Source organism: Streptomyces sp. NBC_01571 (genome assembly GCF_026339875.1).
Taxonomy (GTDB): Bacteria; Actinomycetota; Actinomycetes; order Streptomycetales; family Streptomycetaceae; genus Streptomyces.
In genome coordinates this window covers 2,168,523-2,188,922 of sequence record NZ_JAPEPZ010000001.1, presented here as the reverse complement: position 1 = coordinate 2,188,922, position 20,400 = coordinate 2,168,523, and the positions used below count along the sequence as shown (strand labels likewise).

Below are 20,400 nucleotides of genomic sequence, written 5' to 3'. Positions count from 1 at the left end.
GGTCGGGAAGAAGCGGCCGCAGGGTCAGCTGGCGGCGGTGGACAAGACGTTTCGGCCCTTCGATCCGCATCAGGTCCTGCTGCTGCCGCCGTCGCTGGACGACTGGCTGCCCGAGGGCCACCTGGCCCGGTTCGTCGCCGACCTGGTCGATGAGGTGCTCGACCTCGGACCGGTCCTGGCGGACTACACCGAAAAGCGCGGCTACCCGCCCTACGATCCGCGGCTGATGGTACGACTGCTGATCTACGGCTACACCACCGGCGTCCGCTCCTCCCGGGCGATCGAGCGCCGCCTGGCCGACGATGTCGCGTTCCGGTTCCTGGCCGCCGGCCAGGAACCGGACTTCCGCTCGATCGCCCGCTTCCGCCGCCGCCACCTCGACGCGCTGGCCGGTCTGTTCACCCAGTCCCTGCACCTCGCACAGACACTCGGCATGGTCAAGATGGGACGCGTCGCGCTGGACGGCACGAAACTGGAGGCCAGCGCCTCCAAACACAAGGCGATGAGCTACGGCCGCCTGGTCGACAAGGAAGAGCGGATAGAGGCCGAGATCGCCGCTCTGGAAGCGAAGGCCCACGCCCTGCTGACCGACGCCGAGGCCGCCGACGAAGCCGAGGACGACACCTTCGGCGTGGACGGCAAGGAGGCGGACCTGCCCGCCGAGCTGGACCGGCGTGAGAAACGCCTGGCGAAGCTGCAGGCCGCCCGCGCGCAGATCGAGGCCGAGGCCGCCGCCAAGGCCCGCGCCCACGCCGAGGACAAGGAACGCCGCCGTCAGGAACGTGCCGCCAGCAGCGACGAGCAGGCCGTCACCGACGCCGGGGAAGCGGCCGCCGCCAAGGCCCGTCCCAAGCCCAAAGCCCAGGCCAACTTCACCGACCCCGACTCGCGGATCATGAAGAACAGCGACGGCGCCTACATCCAGGCCTACAACGCCCAGGCCGTCGTCGACGAAGAACACCAGGTCATCACCGCCGCCGACGTGACGACCAACCCCTCCGACGCACTGAACTACACCACGATGCTCGACCAGTCCGCCCACAACACCGGCATCCACCCCAAGCAGGCCCTGGTCGACGCCGGGTACTGCTCCGAGACCAACCTCGAAGCCGCGAACGAGCGCCAACTGGCCTGCGGCACCGACACCTTCATGGCCACCGGCCGACTCGCCCACGACGAGCAGGTCCCGCCCGCTCCACGCGGACGCATCCCCAAGGACGCCACGCTGAAGGAGCGCATGGCCCGCAAACTGCGGACCAAACCCGGCCGGAAGGCATACAGCCGCCGCAAAGCCATCGTCGAACCTGTCTTCGGACAGGTCATGACCTGCCAGAACGGCCGCCAGCTCCTCCTGCGTGGCGAGGACGGCGCCCGCGGTGAGTGGCGACTGCTCGCCGCCTGCCACAACCTCCGCAAGATCTTCCGACACTCCGGGCTCGCCGCCCAGGCCGGCTGACCAGCCAGGCCCCCGGCCCACGCCACAGGCCCTACCAGCCGAACAACAGCCGGGAAGGACCCAACCACGGCCTCACAGGTGCACACGAAACGGCCGCGACCGATCCCATCGATCACGGCCAGCGAGCCCCTTGCTCGTTACCGAGACACGCTCCTAGGGCTTCGCGTGCACTGTCTAGTTTCCGCTGCGCCTCACGTTCGGCGTTGAGTTGAGCGAGGGCTCTCGCCTCCATGGCGTAGAGACGAGCGGCAAGGGTGGGCACTGGCGAGCCAGTGGCGAGGCGAGCGAGCCCGCTGCGGGCAAGCTCTGCGGCGGCGTCGATCTGATCGGTCTGCAGGGCCAGGTGGCTCATGCCGGCCAGTACGTTCGCGCCCGCGGTCACGTCGGTAAGGCTCTGCGCCAGCCGTAGGGCGCGGTCAAAATGTCCAGATGCCATGTCGTCCCGCCCGGCGTCGTGGGCCATCCAGGCTGCCATCTCCGTGAGTACGACCGCTGCACCGAATGCGCTCTCGCCGTCTTCGCGACTGTCCGCTGCGCTGAAGAGGCTCGGGGCGATGACTGTATTGAGGTAGTGCACCACGGACCGGTAGACGTGGCCGCCGCCGAGCTGGCGGTCCGCGAGCCGGAAGGAATTCATGGCGGCTAGGTGCGGCGACGCCGCCAGGTGGATCCCCGTCGGCGCGGCCGCTCCGACATGGACCTGTGGTCCGGCTTCCGGCGCCAGTGGACCGAACAAGTGCTCGGCCGACTGCTGGAAGAGGTGCTCTAGAACTCGGCATGTCGCCTGCCGGGGCAGCCCCTTGATGTCCCCAACCATCCAGCGATCCCATGTGGACCGCGAGACGTACACGGAAGCGAGGGAGGGATTGCCGTCGAGTCGGGCCGCCTCCTTCGCCGCCCGCTCGAAGTGGAGCGTGAACGTCTCGTAGATGCGCATGCGGTGGGCCTCGACCACCTCCGGGAAGCGGATCACCCTGCGCATCGTCATCCGCCCTCAGCTTCCGGTGCCGAAGCCGAGGAGGGGTACGTCATACAGCTCTGCGCTTCGTTGTCGTGTCAACGCCGGTCCCTCGGCGGCTCCGGTGACTTCGATGATCGGAATCTCGCAGATGAACTGCACTTTCGCGCCGAGTAGGTGCGACACTCGCCCCTCGGCCGACTTCCCCTTGATGCCGGCCGCGACGTGGATGTGAGGGGCCAGGCAGTCCTTCTCCGTGTCCCATGCGAGCGTTCCGCCGCCGAGTGCTTCGAGCGTCTCAACCCGGATCTCCTCCCACAAGGGGGCTTCGGGATCGGCGAGGGGTTCGCAAGAACCGACCAGCCGGGCCGAGCGGAGACCGCCGACGAATGTGGGGATGTACCCGGCTCGGATGCCCCGATCAGTGCAGAACTCGGTGAGGCCGTCCAGGAGGTCTTCCCCGTGGTCGAGGGCAAGCATGAACTGCCTGCCGGTGTGGACCTGGGCGTAGCGCATGGTCAGAGTCGTCCTTTGGCTGGTCGGGAGCGAGTCAGGAGTAGTCGAGGAACGCCTTTGCGATCTCTGGGTGGGGCGTGCCTGCGGCCACGTGGGCGATGAGGAGCAGACGGGCCTTATATGGGTCGAGTGCGCCCGCACTGATCAAGCCGCGGGCCAGCAAGTCGCTCTCGGAGCCGGGGAAGGCATAGGTCGAGGTGAGGACGGGGCCGGTGCCGATACGCGATGCGAGCACGACGGGCATCACGGCTGCCAGCGCTTCCAGCCGACTGCACCACGTCTCGGGGACGTGGCCGGCGCCGAACGCGGCCACCACCAGGCCGGCGACTTTGTCCGCCAGACCCTCCAGCAACGTCCCGCTGCTGCCCAACGACGCGGCAACGATCTCCACCTGCGGCAGGCCGCCGATGGGCAGCGGTACGGGTGCAGTCGGACTCAGCGAGCGGTGGAACCGCGCTGCCCCTTCCACGACGTGTCCGAGCGGCCCGGTGCCCGGGGAATTGAAGGCTCCAGGGCTGGTCGTGTGCATCTTTCGAACGTGGCGGGCGGCATGAATTTCGTCGCCCAGGACGACGAGGACACCCGTTCCCCGAGCCTCCGCACTCACGGCGGTCTGGACGGCTGCGAGAAGATTCGCTGGGCCGTCCGCTCCCGCCGTCGCGGCATTGCGCATCGCGCCCGTGAAGACCACCGGCGTGGTGCCTTGGTAGTAGAGGTTGGTTAGGAACGCGGTCTCCTCAAGGGTGTCGGTTCCTTGAGTCACCACGACGCCGTCGACCCCCTCGCCGTCGGCCTGTTGCAGTCGACCCACGAGGCTGACGATGTCGTCGACGTCCAGGGAGGCACCCGGCATCTGCCGGAAGTCCTCCACGGTTGCCTCGGCTACGTCTTGGAGCCCGGGCACAGCGCTAACCAGGTCTGAGCCGGTCAGGGTCGGTGTGACGCCGGCTGCCGCAGCGGTGCGCGTCATGGCGATGGTGCCGCCCAGGGTGAGTACCAGAACGGTGCTGTTCGGGGCACGATCAGCGGAGAGCACGGAAGACCTTTCCAGCGGGGTGATAACGCGGACGGGTTCATCGGGACGAGGAGAGCTTGCCGAGAAAAAGCAGGGTCTCATCCAGCGCTTCGACGGTCAGCAGACGGCTGCGGGGGCGAACGAGACCGGCGACGCCGTACTCGCCCAGAGCACGGCACCGGGCAGTCAACCAGCGCCAATCCAGGCCCAGGTAGCCCGCTAGTGATCGCAGACGCGTCTCCGAGTCCTCGCCCACCAGAACGTCGGCTTCCTGCGCGTCAGCGAAAGCGGTGGCGTACGTGCGCAGCTCTCCTCGGGCCGAGGTGCTGCCAGCAGCCCACAGCGCTCCGCCAGGGACCCGCACCCAGTTGGCAACGACGGCTCGCTGGCCGGGGATCAGGGCCACTCCGTCCACCTCCGAGTACTCCGGGTTCGGCACCACCCTGGCCCGGATGCCGCAGCGCTCCATGAGGGCGATCGCCAACAGCAGCAAGACCTTCTCGTATGTCTCAGACCGCGCCACCTCGGTCTCGGGCAGACAGAAGACCCGGACGGTCTGCGCTGCGGTCCCGTGGAAACGTTCGAGGGATTGGAGGTAGTCGAGTTTGTGCTTGAAGAACAGCCAGCAGGCCGCCTCTTCGCCGCTCTGCTCACGCGTCCAGAAGATCGGGACCGTGTTCGCATCGGCTAGCTCCTGCTCGATGTGTCGGGCGCAGAAGGCGGATCCCATCCAACTGCTGCCGACGGCGGTCAGGTCGACGAGCAGCTGGCTCGGCGCTGATCGGGGCAGGGACAGGTAGGTGTCAAGGAGGTGCTGCTCGGCGTCAAGCGTCTGATCATCGGACAAGAGGCCGTCATCGAGCTGGAGGAGCGCCCAGAGGATGCCATAGGTGAGGTCGTCCAGGAGGTAAGCCGAGGGAATCGACAAACCTCCCACAGCTGGCGGTCCCGGCAGCGCGGGCCTGCGAGCAGCTATGGCGTCGCGGACGTACAGGTTGAAGTCGTCTTGACGTTCTTCGACACCTACAAGAAACCCGCGGCGCGCCGGCCGTAAGAACCGCTCCAGCTGGTACAGCCCGTCCTGGCTCAAGTCACGAACGTCGGCCTCGTCGCCTCGCCTGACGGCGGGAAGAAGGTGCACCGCGGCGCTGGTGCCATCCAGACGTTGGCGTCCAGCGATTTCCCAGATGCCCGCCGGACCGCCAGCGGGGAGCAGCAAGTTGGACGTGGGCCAGCGCGAACCGATCCGTGCGGGGACCGACTCCAGCCCCCCAGCTGGCTCGCTCGCGTGGGGTGCCGGGCTGAAGAGTTCTTCGACGGTGTGCCCGAACATGCGCTCCAGGATCTGCGCCGCTTCGCCGCGGGGCCGGCCGTACCAGGTGCCCGAGGCCCATCTGTCGAACGTCGTGCGCCCGACGCTGGCCGTGGCGAGTCGACGGTTGCCCTTCTCGGGGGCGAGCTCCCGGCCAGTGGCGGTGAAGTGGATGCAGAACGCTTCCCAGCCGAGTAGGTCGCGGTCTTTCAACAGGAGGCTGAACAGCGTCCGACGCATCGCGGCGGCCCCTCCCTGGGCGTGTACGGGCAGCAGAGCAGCGGGACGGTCTCCACGCATGGCGACAGGTGCTGCACACTTCGTGACCCTGGCTAGGATGCTCCCTCGGGTGAGCGCTTAGCAATATGGTCGAGCAAATTGCTCGACCATATTGCTTGTAGGCAGCCCGGTGAGCCGTCAGACTGGCCACCATGCCAGAAGCGAAGACGCCGTGGTCGTTGACCCTCAGCGAAGTCGGCCTGCGCCTTGAGGAGTTGCGCGAGCGACGCGGCCTCACCCAAGGGGACGTCGCGGGCCACGAAGTGCTGCATCGACGCGGTGTCAAGATCGACAACAGCGGTCTGAGCCGATTGGAGCGGGGACAGCGCCGCCGTGTCACCCGCGATCTCGTCGAGGCGCTGCTCGAGTGCTATCAGGCCAGCGCCACGGAGAGCTCTGAAATTCAGGCTCTCCTGAACGCAGACACCACGCCGGCCGGCCGTCCGCGCCCCGCACTGTGGCGGAGGAACGCCAACCTCCTTGGCCCCATGCAGTTCGAGGGCTTCCTGAAGATGGAGCGACGCGCTGCTGAGCTCTGGAACTATGAGCGCGACGTGTGGCCGGGACTGTTCCAGATCGAGGACTACGCCCGGATCGTCATCAGCCGGATGCGGCCCGAATTGCGTCCTGCAGAGGTGAAGGCCCTCGTTGACGTTCGCATGGACCGACAGCAGCAGGTCCGAGGTGGTGCACCGAAGGACTTTCGCGCTCTCGTGGACGAGAGCGCGTTCCGCGACACCATCGGCGACCGGTCAGTGTTGAGACGCCAGTTGGAGCGGATCCGCGCTGAGTCCGAGGAACATCGCAACACCATCCGCATCCTGCCGGACCTGATCGGCCTGCATCCGGGATCTGCAGGCGCGTTCGTCCTCATGGGCTTTCCCGAAGCTGCCCGTCAGGTTGTGTGGGTGGAGACCATGGTCAGTTCGGTGTACTTCGATGGTGATGAAGACGTACAGCGCTACACCGCAGCTTTCACCAACTTGTGGGAGCGGGCGCTGGACCCCACAGAGACGCGCATGCGCCTCGAGAAAAGAATCAAGGAGCTAGAACAGTGACATCGAAGCCGGACCCGTCCTCATTCGACCTGGCGTCGATCGAATGGACGGTGTCCCAGTACAGCGGCGGCGGCGGGAACTGCGTCCAGGTTGCCGTCCAGGACGGATACGTTCTGATCGGCGACTCGCAGAACCCGGGGCGGCTGCCCCAGGTATTCACTCCTGCTGAGGCGAAGGCCTGGCTGCTTGGTGCGAAGGACACGGACTTCGACTTCCTGCTCGATCTCTAACCCGTCCCGACGTGCTCAAGCGACCGGGCCGTCCCCAGGGCCGTTGGGGACGGCCCGGTCGCTGCTTGTAGCGGGTAGTCGCACCAGGCGACAATGTGAGTGCAGAGAATTTCTCTCAGTTCCTCGGCCAGTGGTCTGCGGCGCAACGCAGTCATCAATTAATCGGCACGGGCGTCTTGGCTGATCCGCGGAGGGAGCGTGAGAGGAATCGTCGGGCCTCGGCGGCATTCGATCTCGCAGTTCCTGCGAGGCTATCTCCCCGTCTTCTGGAAATTGCGGTAGGCGACTCGCCCGTGATGAGCCATCCGGCGAGGGACGTCACTCGCTCGGACTTCCGCTCGAAGGCGTATGAGGTACGTCCGCCGGGTGTAGAGACCTCACGTACGAGGGTGAATTCCTGTTTCTCGTAGTAGGCGGCGAGGGCTGGTGAAGTGCAGTCCCGTCGTACCCAGCTGATGTTCTCGCGGGCCGCACGGTCGACGGCCCAATCGGCGATGAGGGTTCCGAGTTTGCGGTGGCGTTCGGCGGGGTCCGTGACCGTTCCGTTGAGGTAGAAGGAGGTCTCCTCAGCTTCAGCGGTCGTCCAGGCCCAGGGAGCCGCAGTCCGGAGGATCGTGGTGCAGCCGATGATGCGGCGGTGGTCCTCTACCAGCACCCACATATCGCCGTCCCGCCGAGTGCAGTTGCCGGCAAGATCTTGAACGTGCTGTCCCCAGCTGGACCAGTTCGACAGCTGCTTGCTCTTCATCCATTCGGAGCGGGCCTGGATCATGGCCTCGAGGGCGCGTCGGTCCTCTGGTGTGGCTGGTCGCATCGCGAGCATGCGGTCCGCTCCTGTGTGTGCTCGTCCACGAGCGGGTTAACAAGTTGGTGTGCTGGGCGGAACCTTAGAGGCCTACTTCCTGGTAGCTACAACTTTCCCGCAGGAGCGCTTCGAAACGCCTGATGAACCATGCCGGTACGTGGAGGGATGCCCGGAAAGCGCTACTAACCTCGATCGTTCATGAGTCCTCGTCGGTTCGCTGACGGGGACTCTGTGCTTGCGAGGTGCGGAATTTCGTGGGCTGGGGCAGGTTGGCGGCCCGGCTGTCGCGTCGGGTGGGCGCCGGGGTTCCACGGCTCCGGGATGTTGCTGTGGCTCGTCGGGACGGTCGGAGTCACTGGTCAGCCGGGGTTCGGCAGGGCTGCGAGTCGCTGGACCGCGTGGGTGATCACATCCGTCCAGGGCCATCGGGCGGTGAAGCGGAGCCAGCGGCGGCGGCCGGTGGTGACCAGCTGAGCGGCGGCAGAGAACAGGCGCAGGCGAAGCCGTTTGGGCTCCCAGCGGCGGCTTTCTGCAGTCAGGGCGAGCATCGGCATCCAGACGAGGAGGTCGAGTGCGATCTGGACGATCTCCAGCCAGATCCGGTTCTGGGCGGTGTCGTGCAGGGGCAGGTTGCGCAGGCCGGTGTCGCGGGCGTTTCGGATGCGGTCCTCGCAGCGGGCCCGGCGGCGGTGACGTAGTTCCAGGTCGGCGAGCTGGCCGCCTTGGGTGTTGGTCGCGAAGCAGGTGAGTCGTAGTCCGTCGAGGTCGGTGAATCGCAACTGGGCGCCGGGGTGCGGTCGTTCTTTGCGGACGATCAGCCGCATACCCTTGGGCCACGTGCTCAGGTCGGGGATGTCGGTGATCTCCGCGACCCAGGCGCCGGGCCGCTCGGTGCCGTCGGCGTCGTAGCCCGGCGTCCATGCCCAGGGCGGCTGCAAGTTCCGGGGTGGTGAGGGTTGGCCGGGCTGTCGTCGGTTGGGGTGGATAGCAGGGCAGGCACGGGTTTCGTGATCATTGTGGTTCCTACGCCCGATGATCACGAGGTGGCCCGTGCCTGCTGCAATATCTTCTCCGGTCCCTGCCGTGCTGATGAGGCTGGGTCCGCTGGACGCCGGTCAGGTCGCCGATCTGCGTTCCTACCTCGATGCGGTGCCCGATCCGCGCTCGCGGCGGGGCCGTTGGTACTCACTGACCGCGATCTTGCTGGTGTGCGCCTGTGCGGCCGTGTCGGGAGCGAGGAGCATCGAGGAACTCGCCGAGTGGGGCCAGCGCGCCTCGAACGCACTCCTGGTAGTGATCGGGATCCGGCGTCACCTGCTCGGCTGGCGACGCACTCCGTCACCGGCCACGATCGGCCGGGTGCTGGGGACCGTTGACGGTGACGCCCTGGACCGGGCGGTGGGCGCCTACCTCGCCGACCGGCACCGCGTCGCCACCGAGCCGGCCCACAGGCCATCGCCCTCGGCGTCCGGGCGGCCGTGTGTGATCGCTGTCGACGGCAAGACACTCAAGGGATCAGCCCGTCTGACCGCGAAGCGCCGGCATCTGCTCTCCGCGGTCACCCACGCCCCGGTCGTCACCCTCGCGCAGGTGGAAGTGGGCGCGAAGACGAACGAAACCACACATTTCCAACCGCTCCTGGCACCGCTGGACCTGGCCGGCACCGTCGTCACCTTCGACGCGCTGCACTCGGTCAAGGCGAACGTCTCCTGGCTGGTCGAGACGAAGAAGGCCCACTACATCGCCGTGATCAAGACCAACCAGCCGACCGCCCACAGCCAGCTCGCGGACCTGCCGTGGCGCGATATTCCCGTCCAGCACACCGCCTCCACCACCGGGCACGGCAGGCGCGAGTCCCGCTCGATCAAGACCTGCGCCGTCCCGGACGAACTCGGCGGGATCTCCTTCCCCCACGGCCGCCTGGCCATCCGTGTCCACCGCCGCCGCAAGCAAACCGGCCAGCGCGAGACCCGGGAGAGCCTCTACGCCGTCACCAGCCTCGACGCCCACCAGACCGGCCCCGCCGGCCTTGCCACCGCGATCCGCGGGCACTGGGGGATCGAGAACTCCTCACACCACATCAGGGACGTCACCTTCGCCGAAGACGCCTCCACCGTCCACACCGGCACCGCACCCCGCGCCATGGCAACCCTCCGCAACCTCGCCATCGGCGTCCTGAAGACCCTCGGATCCGACAACATCGCCAAAACCACCCGAGCGATTCGAAACGAACCCGAACGAGCACTCCACATCCTGGGCATCACAACCGAACCAGACACCTACGGAACTTGATCAAGCCCTGGTCCATGCCTTCTTCGGAATCTTCAGGACGGCCTGGTGGATGGCGTCGGTAATGGTCATTCCGACGGAATACGACAGCCACCGGCCCCGGCGGGAGAGCCAGTCGAGGAAGGCATGGGTCCCGCCGGCGGAGTCGGTGCGGATCAGCGTCTTCCGGCCCCGCCGCAGGTGCTTGGGGAGTTGGGCCAGGGCGAGTTGGGCTGTTTCGATGTGATCGCTCGCGGTGTTGGAGCCGGCGTTGCCGGGCCGCAGCAGCGCGGCGACCGGCTCTCCGGAACCGGCCTGGCCGTGGTCGACGAACGCGACGAGCGGATGATGACCGAAGGTTTTCTTCCAGGTCGCGGTGGCGTCCTGCTTCTCGGAGTGCGCGAGGACCAGCACGCCGTCGATGTCCACGATCACGTGACCGTCGGCGGCCGGACTTCTCACCCCGGCCAGTTCCCAGACCCGCGACCGTACTTCTGCCCGCGCCGACCGGATCGCGGTGAGCGCCTTCGGCCCGGCTGCGGCGAGGACGTCGATGAGCCGGGAGACCGTGGGATCGGATGCCACCGGGCCGAACACGTCGGGCTCGGACCGCAACATGGCGACATCGGCGAGGCAGTCCCCGCCCAGAGCCGTCGCGAGCGCGACATCCAGCAGGACCTTGCCCGGGTCGTGCACTGTCCGCGGCTTGCGCCACGGCGCCAGCGCCGCCGATATCGCGGTGTCCAGGCCGGACTTGCGGACCGACTCGACCAGCAGCACCGCCCCGGCCTGCGAGACCACCCCACCGCCACCGCCCTCGACGCGGACACGCGGGTACAACCCGATACGCTTGCTCACCTGGAGAGTGCTTCTTTCCGTGCAGCCAACAGGACCCTAGACAAGTCCCATCGTTGCAGGTCAAGCACTCTCTGCTTATTTGATCAAGGCATGGACAGGTCCACTCGTGAAAGCGCGAGGCTAACCGACAGGTCACCCGTCGCCGAGCCGACCCGGCTGGGGTCAGTTCGGGCCGCAGTAGGCACGGCTCGGCGCAGCCCGTCGGCGAGGCGCTGGGCAAGGACGGCGGCCTGGTGGGCGCCGGCCGGCCCGCGGGTGGCCTCGATGGCGCGGATGAATGCGGATCCGACGATGACCGCGTCGGCATAGGAGCCGACGAGGGCCGCCTGCGCTGGAGTGGAGACGCCGATGCCGACAGCGACGGGGTGGGTGAGGGCGCGCAGGCTGTCGACGAAGGTCGGCAGGCCTCGGTGAAGTGGGCCTTGGCCGCCGGTGACGCCGGCCGTCGCGGGGGCGTAGACCGCAGTCGCGGGTGACGACGACGGCGATCGGCGTGCCTGCCGGTGGCCGGGATGAAGCGGCCGTTCACACGTCGCCCTCCGGCTCGGAAACTCCGGCTGCCCGGCTAACGAGCGGTGTGATGGCTCCCGACCCGGCCGGATGTACCTCCAGGCCGCCATCGGCGTTCAGCACCGGGCGACGGCTTGGGTAGGTGCGCCTTGCCGTCTCCAGGTCACGCTCGTCGAAGTCGCCGGTGAAGACGAGCACGCCGTGGAGGAGTTCAACTTTCTGCGCGGCGGTGGGCCAGCGGGAGAGTAGGGCTTCTGCGGTCATGGGGGCTGCTGGCGGTGGCAGGTCCGGTCCAGTCATGCGCGACCCTCTCTCGGTCGGGGCAGGCGGGTCTGTTATTGCAACAGTCCCGCTTGATAGTGCTGGTCGTGGTGCTGGACTGCCCGCCGGGGAAAGGCGCGGGCCATCCAGTCTTCTGGTGCTCCGACCTGGCGAAGTGTTGCGATCTGCCGGTCGTAGTCGCGCCCTTCGGGGCTGGCGTGGACGCGGAGGTAGAGGGGGTCGTCCTTGCCGGTGGTGTGGCCGTCGAAGTAGAAGGCGCAGGTGTGGTTCCACTGGTAGGGGGCGTCTGGTTCAGCGCAGTGGCAGAACCGGTGGGCCACGCGTGCCGGTAGTCCCCATCGTGGGTGGCACAGCCGCTGAAGGAGCTGGTCGTGCCACAGGGCCCGGGGGTGGCCGGTGCGGGCGTCGATCTTCCAGCTGTCGCCGTCGTCCCAGCACTGGACGCGGTAGAAGGCGGTGACGGTGTGGAAGAGCGCGATACGCCGGAGCAGAGCGCTGCCCACCGCGGCCCGTGTGGCTCGCGTGCTTTCGCGACTGGGACAGGCGTTGAGGTAGTCGCATTCCACGGGATCGAGGCGCGGGGCCGTCCACAGCGGTCGCTGTCCGTTGCCTTCGCGCCAGTGCCGGTTTCGGCGTTCGACATCGGCCCAGCTCTCTTTCAGCCCGCGGGGCAGAGCGAGTACGAGCGTCGCCTCTGGCCCGGAGTCTTTCACCATGTGCAGGTGCAGTTGTCGGCCGCCGGCCTCGATGCCGCTCATCCGCAGGCCGGGAATCCCGGGTACATCGTTCCCGTTTCCCGGTGCGGGAGTTGCGGGCAGCAGACGGCTCAGACAGTGCTCAGGGAAGGAGTAGCGCGCCTGGCCCATGTAAGGGTCGAGGTGCAGGGTGAGGGAAGTGCTGGAACCGGTCAGTGAAGCAATGCCGAAGGGGTGTGCGCACAGGTCCGGAGAGGTGCCCAGTTCCTCGAGGACGTAGCTCTCCAGCCGCATCTGCGCGGGCGAGGCCGGGGGTGCCGGGTGGCTGGTGCGAAGGCCGGCGCGGCGGGACTGCCCACTGCACTCGGCCCAGTAGCGCAACTTGCGGGACTCCCACGAGGAGCGGCTGCTCACGACAGTGCCTTCCTGACGTGCCCCTGCCCGATCCCGGCACGCCTACGAACACTGACGATCTGCTGGGTGTGATCACGGTGGTACAGGCCGGTGCAATGCCACGCTCCTTGCGTTCCTGTACGCCGGATCGGGCGGCGGTCGGAACGTGGCCCGCCTCGGGCCATGCCCGCCCATCATCCAGCGTCCTCACGGGACAAGACGGACGACACCGCCAGGGGTTCACCCGGACGGGTTGTGCCTCAAGCCTGGAGGGGACAGGTGAGCGGGAGCACGCAGCGCCAGGAACTCGTGCTCAACCAGCCATGCGACCACCGCGCGCAAACGGGCGACAGGCACACCCAATCCATCGGCCCAGTGGACGAACCCGAACGGGACCGGTCCGCTGCCATGGAGTTGGCCGGACAGGATGTCCAGCACATCCCGGCAGGTGCCGTCGTTACGCGGAGGGTTCCTACCGTTGGCGGCCCGGGCCTGCATGCGGTGCAGGAAACCGGCCGCCCTTCCCGCCGGTCCCGTGATGACGCCGAAGTCGCACATGCAGCTGCTCACGCACAGCACAACGTCCAGCCCCTCGTGAACAACTCCTGGCGGTGCCCAGACTCACCCGAACAGACGCTCTGTGTCGCGTGTAGGGCCTGCCGACCCGCGAGGGCTGCCGCCTCGCATGGACGCCCACCGCCCTGTCATTGCGCGTCGGGCTCGGCCCGGAGCGGCCTTTGCAGCGTCAGGTCAAGGACGCTCCCCGGCCGCCGAAGAAGTCGGCGAACGTGGCGACGGGCAGGCTCGCAGCACGGGCCTGGGGGGTGTGGCCGGACGGGTTGCGGAAGTGCACTGTGTCGCCTTGGCGGCCGGTGACGAGCACGAGGTGGCCACCCTTGCCGGGGGCGGGATTCTCGGGGCGGCGGATCTCCTTGTGTACGGAGGCCATCACGATGCGCCCGTCGTCGAGCAGGGCGAGGAGGTCGGGCACGGTCAGGGTGCGGTGCACCTCGGCGTCAAGGGGGTGGACATCGCGCACGTACTGGACGAACGGGGCGTAGATCAGGCCGCGGATCGCGTCGGTGTCCGCGTCCTCGGTGTACGCCCCGTATTTCCGGGCGCCGTCGAGGAGCTCGAACATGGTGGGCGCGTTGCCGGTACGGGCGAGGAGTGCCATGCGCAGGCAGGCGATGCCGCACATGTGGCCGGACCACCGGCCGTAGGTCTCGAGGTCGGGGGCGCCCGACTCGGCCCAGCGGGGATCGTCGTCGTGAGCGCGGCCCTCTTAGGCGAAGGCGGCGATCAGATCCGGGCTGGCGTACTGCGTGACGGTGTCGAACTGGTGGTCAGACACGTAAGGGTTCCTTCCGGTGGGTGGCCTGGCTGATCAGCCGGTGGAAGGTGGGCAGGTCCACGCCGCCGCCAGAGATCACCACCCCGATCATCCCCGACTCGTGGGGGACGTGGCCGGCGAGGACGGCGGCCAGGACGCAAGCGCCACTCGGTTCGGCTACGACCTTCAGGTGCCGGAAAGCGAAGGCCATGGCGGTGGTGATGTCCAGGTCGGTCACCGTCACGACGGCGTCGAGCAGCCGGGAGTTCACGGCCCACGTCATCGGTGAGGGGCTGGTGTGCCCCAGGCCATCGGCGATGGTTGCCGGGACCTCGGGCAGGGCGATGCGCTGACCACAGCGCATCGACAACAGGGTGTCGGCGCCTTCCTCCGGTTCCACGCCGATGACCTTGATACCGGGGTAGAGGTGCTTGGCGATCGTGGCGGTCCCGGCGGCGAGGCCGCCGCCGCCGACCGGCACGACGAGAGTCTCGATCTCGGGGTGGTCGGTGAGCAGTTCCAGGGCGGCGGTCCCGGCGCCGGCCATGATGTGCCGGGAGTTCGCCGAGGGGACCACGGCCAGTCCGTCACGGGCGGCGATCTCGGCCACGAGGGCGTCCCGGTTCTCGGAGTCCCGGTGGTAGGTGACGACCCTGCCGCCCAGCGCGCGGATGCCTTCGACCTTCGGGGCCGGGGCGTCAGCGGGGATGACGACGGTGGCCGGCACTTCGAGGAGTCTGCCAGCAAGCGCGAGAGCCTGAGCGTGGTTTCCGGAGGAGGCGCCGACCAGGCCGCGGGCGCGTTCCTTGGCGGGGAGGGAGGAGGCGTGGTGGTAGGCGCCGCGGAACTTGAAGGATCCGGTGCGCTGGAGGCTCTCGGCCTTGCACACGACCGGCCAGCCGGCAGCCTGGTCGAGGGAGAGCGCGGAGAGGGCCGGGGTGCGGGCGGCGACCGGCTCGAGGTTGGCGGCGGCGTCCTGGACGTCGCGGGCGGTCAGCTCGGTCACGGCCGGTACCCCCCGCTGGTCGTGGCGGTGGCGAGGATCAGGTGGATGAGCTGGTCGTAGTCGATGTTCGCCGCAGCCGCCATGGTGGCGAGGTTCCCGGTGTGCGAGAGGCCGGGCAGGGTGTTGATCTCCAGCCAGACCGGGCGGCCGTCCGGGGAGACGATGAAGTCGGATCGGGAGTAGCCCGAGCAGCCCAGGGCGTCGTGCGCGGTGAGCGAGGCGGTAGTGATCGCTTCGAGGGCGGAGTCGGGGAGGTCGGCCGGGCACTCATAGCGGTACTTGGTCTTGTCCCGCTTGGTGGCGTAGTCGTAGAAGTCGGCGTCGGAGGGGATCGTCGACAACGGCGGCAGGGCGACGGGCAAGCCGTCGATCTCCAGGACCCCGCAGCTCACCGGGGTGCCGGTGGTGAACGGCTCGGCGAACCAGCCGTCGGCCGGGTCGATCGTGCGCAGGGCGGCGGTGAGCTGGTCGGTGTCGCGGCAGACCGTCATCCCGATCGAGCCGCCTTCGGACAGCGGCTTGAGGATCAGCGGGAACGAGATCATGCCGGTGATGGCCTGCGTGCTCACGTCACCGTCGCGAGCCGGGAGGGTGACGCTGGGCAGGACTGCCACCCCGGCGGCCGCAGCGAGGGTCTTGGCGCGGACCTTGTGCATTCCGACGGCGGAGGCCGCCACACCGGAGCCGGTGTAGGGGATGTTCAGGCATTCCAGTAACCCCTGGAGCTTGCCGTCCTCGGCGTACTGCCCGGCGATGGCCAGGAAGGCCACATCCGCGCCCCGGATCTGGTCAGTGAAGTCCTTGTCGGCGGAGTCGAGAAACGCCGTGGTGTAGCCCTGCCGGTCAAGGGACTCCAGGGCGGCGCGGCCGGACATCAAGGACCGCTCCCGCTCGGTGGACCTGCCGCCGGAGACGACGGCGATCCGGCCGGGCTGAAGAGACTGCATCGTCATCAGGTTGTACTCCTGTTCCTCGGGGCTGTGGCCGGTCTCAGATGCGCCGGCACTTGCAGGCGCTACGGTCGGATGGACTGAACCGGCGGGCGCTTGGCCGTGCCGGGCAAGCCCTGCTGATTCGGAGTGCGTTTCGTGATCCCCCTTTCGCTCGAAGCCGTCGCGGCCGCCGTCGGCGGACGCCTGTGCGACGTGCCGAACCCGTCCGTGCTGATGACCGCGCCCGCCGTCGTCGACTCCCGCACGATCGAGCCCGGTGGTCTCTTTGCTGCGCTTCCCGGTGAGCACACCGACGGGCACGCCTTCGCGGCGAACGCCGTGAAAGCCGGGGCGGTGGCGGTCCTCGCCGCCCGGCCCGTCGGCGTCCCGGCCGTGGTCGTCGAGGACGTGCTGGACGCCCTCGCCGCCCTGGCCCGCACCGTGCTGGCCGCCGTGCCCGAGGCGACGGTGATCGGGCTGACCGGCTCGGCCGGCAAGACCAGCACCAAGGACCTGATCGCGCAGGTCCTCCCCGAGCTCGGCCCGACGATCGCCACGGTCAAGTCGTTCAACGGCGAGATCGGCATGCCGCTGGCCGTGACCCACCTGGATCAGGGCGTGCGCTACATCGTGCTCGAGATGGGCGCCCGCGGCATCGGCCACATCACCCACCTGACCCGCATCGCCCCGCCGTCGGTCGGCCTGGTCCTCAACGTGGGAACCGCCCACGTCGGCGAGTTCGGCGGCCGAGAGCAGATCGCGCAGGCCAAGGGCGAGCTCGTCGAGGCGCTCCCTACGGCCGGCCTGGCGATCCTCAACGCTGACGACCCGCTGGTCGCCGCCATGGCCTCCCGTACCTCCGCCCGGGTGCTGACCTTCGGTGTCGACAACGACGCCGACGTCCGGGCCCTGGCCGTCACCGTCGACGCCTCCGGCCGGGCCTCGTTCACCCTTGCGGCAGCCGGCACCAAGGCGCGAGTCGCTCTCTCCCTTCACGGCGTGCACCACGTGTCGAACGCACTGGCTGCCGCCGCCGTCGCGATCGGGCTGGGCGCCGACGTGGAGAAGACGGCGGCCGCGCTGTCCCGCGCGGTCCTGGTCGCATCCGGGCGCATGGAGGTCACCGACCGGCCCGACGGGATCCGGATCATCAACGACGCCTTCAACGCGAACCCCGATTCGATGAAGGCAGCCTTCACGGCCCTTGCGGCCATGAAGGACGGCCGCCGGACCATCGCCGTCCTCGGCGAGATGAAGGAGCTCGGTGCCGACGGCGCCGAGGAGCACCGGCAGGTCGGCCGTCTCGTCGCCACCGCCGGCATCGACGTGCTGATCGCGGTCGGTGGCGACGACGCGCGGGCCATGGCCGAGGCTGCCCAGCAGGACAACCCGCCGCTGAAGGTCGTCGGCGCCGACGACCGGGACCACGCCCTGACCCTGGCCAACGACCTGATCCAGCCGGGGGACATCGTCCTGGTCAAGGGCTCCCACAGTGTCGAGCTGGAGCACACGGCGGTACGCCTGGCCCAGCCCGACACCATGGCCGGAGACCGCTAGACGAAGGTAAGGGGCCGGTCCGCTGGCGCCAGCAGCAACGCCCCCAGACCGGCCACCTCGCCCACGCCCATCGTCAGGACCACGTCACCCGGCGCGGCGAGGGCGGCGACCACATCCGCGGCCTCGGCCAGGCCGCCGACCTGGCGGACGCGAGCTCCGGCCCCCACGGCCGCTTCCTCCATCGCGCCCCGGGACGCCAGGCTGGCCGACGAGGGCACGGCGTCGCGGACGGGCAGGAGCACCACCTCGTCCGCGGCCGCGAGCGCCACGCCCATCCGCGCCCCCAGGACCCGCACCCGCGTCGACCCGCACGGCTCGAACGCGACGATCACCCGGCCTCCGGCCAGCTCGCGCGCGGTGGTGATGTCCGCGGCGATCGCGGTGGGGTGGTGGGCGAAGGAGTCCACCACCCGCACGCCCCGCCGCTCGCCGACCAGCTGCATCCGGCGCCGCACACCCCGGAAGCCAGACAGTCCAGCCGCCAGCGACTCGGGCCGCTCGCCCAGGACCCGGCCCGCCGTGTACGCGGCGAGCGACGCGAGCACCGCCGGACGGCCGGGAGTGCGCACCGTCCACGACACCCGCGTGCCGTCCAGGTCGAGCACGGTGACCGCGCTGCCTTTCTGAGAAGGCTCCGCGGACAGCAGCCTGACGTCGGCGCCGGCAGTCTCGCCGAAGGTCACCACCTGCACGCCGCCGTGGCTGCGGACCCGGCTGGTCACCTTGCGGGCCCCGGCGTCGTCGGCGCACACCACCAGGGCCTTGGCGCCGACCGCGAAGTCCGTCAGCGTCCCCACCACGTCCCCGGTACCGGCGAAGGTCTCGGGGTGGTCGTCGTCGGCGTTGAGCACGACCGCGACGTCCGGCCGGTACTGCGCCACGCTCCGGTCGGACTCGTCGCCTTCCGCGATCAGGAGGCTCGAATCGGTGTGCCCGTTGACGGAGCCGACGGGCGTGGCACCGGCCACCCACGACGGGAGCAGATGCCCCACGGCGTCGGCCAGCATCATTGTGGCCGTCGACTTCCCGTGCCGTCCCGGCCACGACCACCGACCGGTCCGCCTCGACCACGAGCTGCGCCAGGACGTGGGAGCGGTGCGCCACGGGCACACCTGCCGCCCGCGCCGCGACGATCTCCGGGTTGGCGGCGTCGATGACGCTGGACCACACGACCACCGACGCCCCGGCGGTGTTCGCGGCGTCGTGCCCGAAGTGCACCCGGCAGCCCGCCTCCTCCAGCGCGGCCGCAGCCTCGCCCATCCGCAGATCCGAGCCGGTGACCTGCGCGCCGCGGCCGGCGAGCAGGTGGGCCAGCGCGGACATGCCTGCCCCGCAGATCCCCACGAAGTGAGGACGGCCCAGGTCCAGCGGACTGGCGGGCGGCGGGATTTCTACGTACCTGGTTTCAACCACAGCAGTGACTCCTCGCAGTGAGGTGGTGCCTGATGTGACGCTCCTCCCGCCGACCGCGGGAGAAGAAGGGGTGCGGGTAGCAGGGCGCTGGAGAGGCCCGGTTGATTGGTCCTCGCCGTTGGCATTGCCGGAAGCCCCCATGACGATGAGTCAACATGCAGACGCGCAGCGTGGACAGCTGCCACAATGTCTGCCAGTTGTAGGCCCGTTGTGAACCAGGACCAACGATCGGCCGGACATGACTCTCGGGGAGCGCATCCGCGCGGCACGCCAAGCCAGACGCCCCAGGTGCAGCCAGGCGAAGCTCGCAGACGAGCTGTCGGTGGCGCGCTGGGGGAAGGCCGGGTTTCTCGACCGGCAGCAGGTCTACCGGTGGGAGACCGAGCGACGGGTGCCCACGGAATGGCTCCCGTTCATCGAACAGGTCCTCCAGCTTGATCTATCCGGGGAGAATGAGGCGCCGTTCGCCGATACCGTGGCCTCAGTCATGTGCTTGGGAGGCAGGGACGTGTTGGACCGACGGCAGTTCCTCACAGCGTCCGCTGCCGTCGGGCTTGCCGCACTCGACCTGCCCGACGCCGAGGCAGTCACCCGCCGCGCGAACCGGCCCGGCCCCGTCGCGGTGGGCATGGGCGAGGTGGCGGCCGTCCGCACCATGACCACCACCCTGGGCGACGTCGCCTCCGAACTCGGTGGCGGGCACGCCCTGGCCGTCCGCTACCTCACCATCGACGTCAAGCGCTGGCTGGACGGCCGCTACGCCGACAAAGTCGGCCGTGAGCTGTTCGCCGCCACCAGCGAGCTCGTGCACCTGATCGGCTGGATGGCCCGAGATGAGGGCAACCACGGCCTGAGCCAGCAGTACAACCTCTACAGCTACCGGCTCGCCGCCGAGGCCGGCGAGAACGAACTCGCCGCCACCGTCCTGCGCGGACCAGGCCATCGACCTCGGCCACATCCCCACGGCCGTACGGCTCGCCGAGGCATGCGAACAGCGCGGCCGGAAGCTGACCAACCCCAAGGCGCTGGCGTATTACCGCAACACGTTCGCTCGCGCGGCAGCCGCCGACGGCGACCACACCACCGCCGCGAAGCTACTGACCTTCGCCCAGACCGCAATCGAGCGCGCCCCCACCCAGCCGGGCCAGTCGTGGGCCAGCCACTACAGCCACGGCCGGTGGGCCCATGAGGCCGGCATGATCCATGCGCAGATGGGTAGCCTCGCCGCCGCTGAGGAACACCTGCACCTGGCGCTCGACATCCACGGCCTCGACCGCAAACGCACCCGGGCGATCGTGCTCGCTGACCTCGGCCACGTCCAGCTCAAGCGCGGCAACATTGCCCAGGCTCTGGCGACCTGGAGCGAGTTCTTCGACTGCGCCGACGGCGTACAGTCCGTCCGCATCAACGACGGACTGACCAACATCGCCGCCCGTCTGCCCGGCCTTCCCGACAGCCCGGCCGCTGCCGAACTCGGCGAGCGCATCACCGCCCGAGGATGAGCGCATCCCTCTCCGTCACGCG

General features: G+C 68.9%; 17 protein-coding genes and 4 pseudogenes. 6 read left to right on the top strand and 15 right to left on the bottom strand.

Features of this window, described 5'->3' with window-relative positions:
* Nucleotides 1–37: 37 nt before the first annotated feature.
* Nucleotides 38–1,456: an IS1182 family transposase gene (locus OHB41_RS09825; protein ID WP_526025027.1), complete on the top strand. Its 1,419-nt coding sequence runs from the start codon at nt 38–40 to the stop codon at nt 1,454–1,456.
* A gap of 112 nt (nt 1,457–1,568) precedes the next feature.
* On the opposite strand, the gene OHB41_RS09820 is transcribed toward OHB41_RS09825, so the two are convergent.
* Genes OHB41_RS09820 through OHB41_RS09805 form a run of 4 tightly spaced genes read right to left on the bottom strand, consistent with a single transcriptional unit; the run spans nt 1,569 to nt 5,497 of the window.
* Nucleotides 1,569–2,444, bottom strand: coding sequence for an NsdA family TPR-like regulatory protein (locus tag OHB41_RS09820; protein ID WP_266697475.1), 876 nt, complete (start codon nt 2,442–2,444; stop codon nt 1,569–1,571).
* Between the two features lie 6 nt (nt 2,445–2,450).
* On the bottom strand, nt 2,451–2,930 hold the full coding sequence (locus tag OHB41_RS09815; RefSeq protein ID WP_103546319.1) for a PPC domain-containing DNA-binding protein: 480 nt from the start codon (nt 2,928–2,930) through the stop codon (nt 2,451–2,453).
* Nucleotides 2,931–2,964: 34 nt separating this feature from the next.
* On the bottom strand, nt 2,965–3,966 hold the full coding sequence (locus OHB41_RS09810) for an asparaginase (RefSeq protein ID WP_103546320.1): 1,002 nt from the start codon (nt 3,964–3,966) through the stop codon (nt 2,965–2,967).
* Between the two features lie 37 nt (nt 3,967–4,003).
* Nucleotides 4,004–5,497 carry a hypothetical protein gene (locus tag OHB41_RS09805; protein ID WP_266697474.1) on the bottom strand — a complete coding sequence of 498 codons (1,494 nt, stop codon included), beginning with the start codon at nt 5,495–5,497 and terminating at the stop codon, nt 4,004–4,006.
* A gap of 191 nt (nt 5,498–5,688) precedes the next feature.
* Here OHB41_RS09805 and OHB41_RS09800 point away from each other — a divergent pair, with 191 nt between their 5' ends.
* Together OHB41_RS09800 and OHB41_RS09795 are read left to right on the top strand one after the other, a co-directional pair.
* Nucleotides 5,689–6,594 carry a DUF5753 domain-containing protein gene (locus OHB41_RS09800; protein WP_200702425.1) on the top strand — a complete coding sequence of 302 codons (906 nt, stop codon included), beginning with the start codon at nt 5,689–5,691 and terminating at the stop codon, nt 6,592–6,594.
* Nucleotides 6,591–6,824 carry a DUF397 domain-containing protein gene (locus OHB41_RS09795; RefSeq protein WP_103546323.1) on the top strand — a complete coding sequence of 78 codons (234 nt, stop codon included), beginning with the start codon at nt 6,591–6,593 and terminating at the stop codon, nt 6,822–6,824. The genes OHB41_RS09800 and OHB41_RS09795 overlap by 4 nt, the downstream gene beginning before the upstream one ends.
* A 154-nt stretch (nt 6,825–6,978) precedes the next feature.
* Here the strand turns inward: OHB41_RS09795 and OHB41_RS09790 are convergent, their stop codons facing one another.
* Both OHB41_RS09790 and OHB41_RS09785 read right to left on the bottom strand, forming a co-directional pair.
* A complete protein-coding gene (locus tag OHB41_RS09790; protein ID WP_266697473.1) occupies nt 6,979–7,647 on the bottom strand; it encodes a GNAT family N-acetyltransferase in 669 nt (222 codons plus the stop codon).
* A gap of 341 nt (nt 7,648–7,988) precedes the next feature.
* A pseudogene (locus OHB41_RS09785) lies at nt 7,989–8,561 on the bottom strand (transposase); the annotation flags it as partial.
* A 157-nt stretch (nt 8,562–8,718) separates the two neighbouring features.
* Between OHB41_RS09785 and OHB41_RS09780 the strand changes: the two are divergent.
* Nucleotides 8,719–9,921, top strand: coding sequence for an ISAs1 family transposase (locus OHB41_RS09780; protein ID WP_266705556.1), 1,203 nt, complete (start codon nt 8,719–8,721; stop codon nt 9,919–9,921).
* 3 nt (nt 9,922–9,924) lie between these two features.
* On the opposite strand, the pseudogene OHB41_RS09775 reads toward OHB41_RS09780, so the two are convergent.
* The 7 genes and pseudogenes from OHB41_RS09775 to OHB41_RS09745 form a co-directional block, all read right to left on the bottom strand.
* Nucleotides 9,925–10,755: pseudogene (locus OHB41_RS09775) on the bottom strand (IS1380 family transposase); the annotation flags it as partial.
* 83 nt (nt 10,756–10,838) lie between these two features.
* Nucleotides 10,839–11,375 carry a tryptophan synthase subunit alpha gene (locus tag OHB41_RS09770; RefSeq protein WP_266697472.1) on the bottom strand — a complete coding sequence of 179 codons (537 nt, stop codon included), beginning with the start codon at nt 11,373–11,375 and terminating at the stop codon, nt 10,839–10,841.
* On the bottom strand, nt 11,281–11,529 hold the full coding sequence (locus tag OHB41_RS09765; protein WP_181007734.1) for a hypothetical protein: 249 nt from the start codon (nt 11,527–11,529) through the stop codon (nt 11,281–11,283). The genes OHB41_RS09770 and OHB41_RS09765 overlap by 95 nt, the downstream gene beginning before the upstream one ends.
* Before the next feature lie 71 nt (nt 11,530–11,600).
* Nucleotides 11,601–12,656: a hypothetical protein gene (locus tag OHB41_RS09760; protein WP_258040111.1), complete on the bottom strand. Its 1,056-nt coding sequence runs from the start codon at nt 12,654–12,656 to the stop codon at nt 11,601–11,603.
* 724 nt (nt 12,657–13,380) lie between these two features.
* On the bottom strand, nt 13,381–13,836 hold the full coding sequence (locus OHB41_RS09755; RefSeq protein WP_266697471.1) for a cysteine peptidase family C39 domain-containing protein: 456 nt from the start codon (nt 13,834–13,836) through the stop codon (nt 13,381–13,383).
* Between the two features lie 145 nt (nt 13,837–13,981).
* Nucleotides 13,982–14,974 carry a threonine ammonia-lyase gene (locus tag OHB41_RS09750; RefSeq protein WP_266697470.1) on the bottom strand — a complete coding sequence of 331 codons (993 nt, stop codon included), beginning with the start codon at nt 14,972–14,974 and terminating at the stop codon, nt 13,982–13,984.
* Complete coding sequence (locus OHB41_RS09745) at nt 14,971–15,927, bottom strand: D-alanine--D-alanine ligase family protein (RefSeq protein WP_266697469.1); 957 nt, start codon at nt 15,925–15,927, stop codon at nt 14,971–14,973. The genes OHB41_RS09750 and OHB41_RS09745 overlap by 4 nt, the downstream gene beginning before the upstream one ends.
* Nucleotides 15,928–16,062: 135 nt before the next feature.
* On the opposite strand from OHB41_RS09745, the gene OHB41_RS09740 reads away from it, so the two are divergent.
* Nucleotides 16,063–17,463 carry a UDP-N-acetylmuramoyl-tripeptide--D-alanyl-D-alanine ligase gene (locus OHB41_RS09740; RefSeq protein ID WP_266697468.1) on the top strand — a complete coding sequence of 467 codons (1,401 nt, stop codon included), beginning with the start codon at nt 16,063–16,065 and terminating at the stop codon, nt 17,461–17,463.
* Here the strand turns inward: OHB41_RS09740 and OHB41_RS09735 are convergent.
* Both OHB41_RS09735 and OHB41_RS52305 read right to left on the bottom strand, forming a co-directional pair.
* Nucleotides 17,460–18,473, bottom strand: a complete 1,014-nt coding sequence (locus tag OHB41_RS09735) for a glutamate ligase domain-containing protein (protein WP_266697467.1) — start codon at nt 18,471–18,473, stop codon at nt 17,460–17,462. The genes OHB41_RS09740 and OHB41_RS09735 overlap by 4 nt on opposite strands.
* Nucleotides 18,474–18,543: 70 nt before the next feature.
* Nucleotides 18,544–19,017: pseudogene (locus tag OHB41_RS52305) on the bottom strand (Mur ligase domain-containing protein); the annotation flags it as partial.
* 97 nt (nt 19,018–19,114) lie between these two features.
* Here OHB41_RS52305 and OHB41_RS09730 point away from each other — a divergent pair.
* Nucleotides 19,115–20,378, top strand: a pseudogene (locus OHB41_RS09730) (NsdA family TPR-like regulatory protein).
* Nucleotides 20,379–20,400: the final 22 nt, after the last annotated feature.

Bases quoted from the DNA above. Each gene is read 5' to 3' on its own strand.
- OHB41_RS09820 (WP_266697475.1), bottom strand. From the start codon at position 2,444: ATGACGATGCGCAGGGTGATCCGCTTCCCGGAGGTGGTCGAGGCCCAC.
- OHB41_RS09815 (WP_103546319.1), bottom strand. From the start codon at position 2,930: ATGCGCTACGCCCAGGTCCACACCGGCAGGCAGTTCATGCTTGCCCTC.
- OHB41_RS09805 (WP_266697474.1), bottom strand. From the start codon at position 5,497: ATGCGTCGGACGCTGTTCAGCCTCCTGTTGAAAGACCGCGACCTACTC.
- OHB41_RS09800 (WP_200702425.1), top strand. From the start codon at position 5,689: ATGCCAGAAGCGAAGACGCCGTGGTCGTTGACCCTCAGCGAAGTCGGC.
- OHB41_RS09790 (WP_266697473.1), bottom strand. From the start codon at position 7,647: ATGCTCGCGATGCGACCAGCCACACCAGAGGACCGACGCGCCCTCGAG.
- OHB41_RS09780 (WP_266705556.1), top strand. From the start codon at position 8,719: ATGAGGCTGGGTCCGCTGGACGCCGGTCAGGTCGCCGATCTGCGTTCC.
- OHB41_RS09770 (WP_266697472.1), bottom strand. From the start codon at position 11,375: ATGGCGGCCTGGAGGTACATCCGGCCGGGTCGGGAGCCATCACACCGC.
- OHB41_RS09765 (WP_181007734.1), bottom strand. From the start codon at position 11,529: ATGACCGCAGAAGCCCTACTCTCCCGCTGGCCCACCGCCGCGCAGAAA.
- OHB41_RS09755 (WP_266697471.1), bottom strand. From the start codon at position 13,836: ATGTGCGGCATCGCCTGCCTGCGCATGGCACTCCTCGCCCGTACCGGC.
- OHB41_RS09745 (WP_266697469.1), bottom strand. From the start codon at position 15,927: ATGACGATGCAGTCTCTTCAGCCCGGCCGGATCGCCGTCGTCTCCGGC.
- OHB41_RS09735 (WP_266697467.1), bottom strand. From the start codon at position 18,473: ATGATGCTGGCCGACGCCGTGGGGCATCTGCTCCCGTCGTGGGTGGCC.